This window comes from Hydrocoleum sp. CS-953 (assembly GCF_002260545.1).
GTDB lineage: Bacteria > Cyanobacteriota > Cyanobacteriia > Cyanobacteriales > Microcoleaceae > Trichodesmium.
The window spans coordinates 1-4428 of record NZ_LGSU01000728.1 but is presented as its reverse complement, the minus strand read 5'-3'; the positions used below and the strand labels follow the sequence as shown (position 1 = coordinate 4428).

The window sequence follows — 4428 nt, the reverse complement described above, 5'->3', positions numbered from 1 at the left end:
TTCTAATTTTTTGAGAGACTGTTTCTCAAATTAAATTACTACTCCCTATTTCCTTAGACCTAAAAAAGATAATTTATAGCATTTATCAAGGTACTGAGGTAAAATTATCTTTCTAATTTTTGAGAGACTGTTTCTCAAATTACTACTCCCTATTTCCTCAGACCTAAAAAATATGAATCCCATAATCGGAATTATAATGGGCAGTGACTCAGACTTGCCCACCATGAAAGAAGCGATCGCCATCTGCGAAGAATTTAACGTACCCTCGGAAGTCGCCATTGTCTCAGCCCACCGTACCCCCCAAAGAATGTTTGAATATGCCCAAACCGCCCATCAAAGAGGATTAAAAGTCATCATTGCCGGAGCAGGAGGGGCAGCACATCTACCAGGAATGGTCGCATCTTTAACGCCACTCCCAGTCATCGGCGTACCAGTACAAACCCGAACATTGCAAGGAATAGACTCCTTATATTCTATAGTCCAAATGCCAGGAGGAATACCAGTAGCCACAGTAGCGATCGGCAATGCCAAAAATGCTGGCTTATTAGCAGTTCAAATATTAGCATCCCACCAACCAGAATTATTAGAAAAGGTGCAAAAGTATCGTCAGACTTTAGCTGAATCAGTAATGGATAAACAAACTAAGTTAGAGCATCTCGGATATGAAAAATATTTAACATAAACTTAACCATTATGCAACTATTTGATACTAAAAAACCAACAAATACTTGCTATTGTAACTGACAGAAACAGTTGTAGAAATACTCTCTATCCAAACTACTGATAAATTAAAAATAGTAGTAATGGATACAGAAAAATCATACAACAATTAGTGCGATATTTTTGGCATTTGTAATCTAACTAATTAACTTGGTCTTAAAAATGACATCTAAACTAAAGTTTAGGAGTAACAGAACAGAAAATAGACGGTTATCAACAAAATATAGCCGTTTATTAGAACCGACAGCATTAATAGATCGGCTACGTCGGACAAAATGGTTTTCCCTCCCAACATTAACCTGTATACCTCTAGTATTTATAATTATTGCCCTATGGGCAGGAGCAGCAACAGCCCAAGACCAAGAATTAACCCCAGAATATGTAAAAGGGGTTTTAGATGCAATTTGGATTTTAGTAGCTTCAGTCTTTGTGATTTTTATGAATGCTGGTTTCGGAATGTTAGAAACAGGATTCTGCCGCCAGAAAAATGCAGTTAATATTTTAGCAAAAAATTTAATCGTATTTGCTATAGCTACATTAGTCTATTGGTCTATAGGATTTTCCACAATGTTTGCTGGAGACCATCCCTTTATTGGTGGGGGTGGTTTTTTTCTAACTGGCGAATCTAGTACATACGGACTAGATCCATTTCCTGCTGGTTTGCCAGTACCCATATTTTTCCTATTCCAAGCAGCTTTTGCTGCCACTGCTGCAACTATTGTCTCTGGAGCAGTAGCAGAAAGAATTGAATTTTCAGCCTTTTTACTGTTTAGCTTATTAATCACAGGTATTTCATATCCCATTACTGGACATTGGATTTGGGGTAGTGCTGGTTGGCTAGGTGCAATGGGTTTCAAAGACTTTGCAGGTTCAACAGCAGTTCACTCAGTCGGTGGCTGGGCAGCACTGGTAGGAGCATATATACTTGGACCTCGGATGGGCAAATATGATGAAAATAATCAACCCAGAGCAATTCCTGGCCATAATATGGGTTTTGCTACTTTAGGCTGTTTAATTCTTTGGATCGGTTGGTTTGGCTTTAACCCTGGTTCTCAACTTGCAGCAGATGAAAATGTGGTTTATATTGCTGTAACTACAAACTTAGCCGCAGCAGCAGGGGGGGCTACCGCAACTATTACTTCTTGGTTGAAAGATAATAAACCAGACCTTTCAATGATTATTAACGGAGTTTTAGCTGGCTTAGTTGGGATTACTGCAGGTTGTGATGGCGTATCTTATTTAGGGGCAGTAATTATTGGTGCTGTAGCTGGTATAATTGTAGTTTTTTCTGTTCCCTTCTTTGACAAGTTGCACATTGATGACCCTGTAGGTGCAACATCAGTTCACTTAGTATGTGGGGCTTGGGGTACTTTAGCCGTTGGTATTTTTGTCGAAGGTGCTAATATCTTTACTCAAGCTATAGGTATTATTTCCGTTGGATTGTTTACAGTTATACTCTCCACTATTTTCTGGCTAGCTTTAAAGGCTACTATAGGTATCCGTGTCCATCCAGAGCAAGAATATGAGGGCTTGGATATTTCTGAACATGGTATGGAAGCCTATAATGGCTTTGTAAAAGAACCTGATGCCTTTGGCACTGGTATTTCTACAGGGATGGATATCGAACTTGAAAAACATTAACTAGTGTTTAATTCTACTTCATTAATTGGTAATGGATAATTACTTCTGGTTAAAACCTTAACTAAATTGAAGTATGAGGAAATTACAATTTATTTTCTCTTGGTCTAGGGATGGCGAGGTTCTCTCGACCTCTTTTTCTATTGAAATAGAAGGCTTTAAACAGGATTGATTAATTATCCATCATTATCCATTGGTAAAATAGCCATAGCTATAAGTCAGTTGTTTCACTATGGAGACTAATTGAATTCTGCTACGGTGTTTACTTTCTCTAAAAATATTCCAATTTGGGCTTGGTGTTCTTTGGCTGCTAATGGGCTACTGTCATTGACAGTAGCCATGCTAGTTGTCACTAATTACAAATTACCAGAAGACCCACAAGCAACTGCTACAATAACTTCTACTTCTACTACGACCAAAACCATTGAATCTAATCAACCAAGCCCTCTATTTGGGGAACCTCGAACAGAACTTCTGGCTATTGGCAGAAATCATAAATGGACTTATCAACAATGGGTGGAACAGTTACAGCGAGAAGCGATCGCTGCAGCTAATAATCGTCCTGACCGTCTAACTGTTTTAGTAGGAGATTCTTTGAGTCTTTGGTTTCCCTCAAAACTTCTTCCCTGGGATAGAAATTGGTTAAATCAAGGAATTTCTGGAGAAACAACGGCCGGTCTATTGAAGAGATTATATTTATTTGATAGTACCAGGCCAGAAACAATTTTTGTGATGATTGGGATTAACGATCTGGTACATGGGGTGGACGATACTACAATTCTGGCAAATCAAAGCAGAATTATTGGTCAATTACGAGCTGTTCATCCAGGAAGTCAAATAGTTGTCCAATCTATTTTGCCCCATAGTGGGGAGTCCGCTACCTGGGAAGGTCGCGATCGCCTCTTACTATTGTCCAATAGTCGCATCAGAAAAATCAATCGTAGTCTCAAAGCTTTAGCTGATGTTGAAGGGGCGTTCTTTTTAAATCTTCATCCACTATTTACAGATGCTCAAGGTTTTCTCCGCTCTGAACTGAGTACCGATGGTCTACACCTGAATGATAAAGGTTATCAAGTTTGGAGTACAGCAATTAAAATGTATAGCAAAATGAGATTAGAAGAACCTCAGTAACAGTTATCAGTCCCTGAAAAGGGGTAGGGCCGTTTCATTCATATCGTGAGTTAACAATTTAAGTAGAACGGGAGATGTTTAGGATCACAAAATAGAGAAATTAGCCATATCAGTGCCGATTTTTCAGTGGATAAGTGTCATTGAAGTAGCAGTCAGCACTCAGCAGTCAGCTATTAGCTTTTCACTGTGTATCATGGGGGATACTCTAGAGTTGCCGCTCCGCGTCTTATAACCCCCACGCAAAGCGCACCACTAATTTTTCTCTCCTCTTGTGGGGGACTTAAACCCTCGGATTTTAGCGCTCCTGCTAAATGCTGGCAAGCTCCCCATGACCGAAGGAAAGGCTAATAGCTAGTTAAACTCTGTCTAAATATCTGGTTCAATGGCCTCAAATCAAAACTATTCGTATTTTTAACCTTTAAGAATAATTGATGAATATTGGGGNACTCTGTCTAAATATCTGGTTCAATGGCCTCAAATCAAAACTATTCGTATTTTTAACCTTTAAGAATAATTGATGAATATTGGGGATGCTCTGTGGGTAAAGGGTGGAAAATTCTCCCCTGCTCCCTACTCCCCTGCTCCCCAGGAGCCTTAAGCAAGAATGAAACTGCCCTGCTATCCAAGGGGAGGCTTGAAAACTTATTTTTTGCTGAGGACTTTTGTTGCTCTAATTATAGGAAGAAATAAATATCTGCCATTTTAGCTGTAGATGAGATGTAGGAAAAATACTATATATGGATAGTCAAAACTATAGCGCTACACTATATTTAGAGTTTTCCCAGAAAATAGGCTATAGATTTTCCGAGCTGTCTTATCTAGCTAGACTTTTGTTGCTCTAATTATAGGAAGAAATAAATCTCTGCCATTTTAGTTGTAGAGCAGATGTAGGAAAAATACTATATATGGAGGTTTTCAACTATAGCGCCACGGTATATA

At 38.9% G+C, this 4428-nt stretch carries 3 protein-coding genes; all 3 read left to right on the top strand.

Annotated features, from left to right (window positions below):
• Positions 1–196 precede the first annotated feature (196 nt).
• The 3 genes from purE (at position 197) to AFK68_RS08635 (ending at position 3489) form a co-directional block, all read left to right on the top strand.
• The gene (purE, locus tag AFK68_RS08645) at positions 197–682 is read left to right on the top strand and encodes a 5-(carboxyamino)imidazole ribonucleotide mutase (protein WP_371357286.1); all 486 of its coding nucleotides are present in this window, start codon (positions 197–199) and stop codon (positions 680–682) included.
• A 200-nt stretch (positions 683–882) separates the two neighbouring features.
• Positions 883–2361: an ammonium transporter gene (locus AFK68_RS08640; protein WP_094672379.1), complete on the top strand. Its 1479-nt coding sequence runs from the start codon at positions 883–885 to the stop codon at positions 2359–2361.
• 240 nt (positions 2362–2601) lie between these two features.
• Positions 2602–3489: an SGNH/GDSL hydrolase family protein gene (locus AFK68_RS08635; RefSeq protein ID WP_305778132.1), complete on the top strand. Its 888-nt coding sequence runs from the start codon at positions 2602–2604 to the stop codon at positions 3487–3489.
• The last annotated feature ends 939 nt before the right edge of the window (positions 3490–4428 follow it).

Coding starts and splice junctions, on each gene's coding strand:
- AFK68_RS08640 (WP_094672379.1), top strand. CDS start 883: ATGACATCTAAACTAAAGTTTAGGAGTAACAGAACAGAAAATAGACGG.
- purE (WP_371357286.1), top strand. CDS start 197: ATGGGCAGTGACTCAGACTTGCCCACCATGAAAGAAGCGATCGCCATC.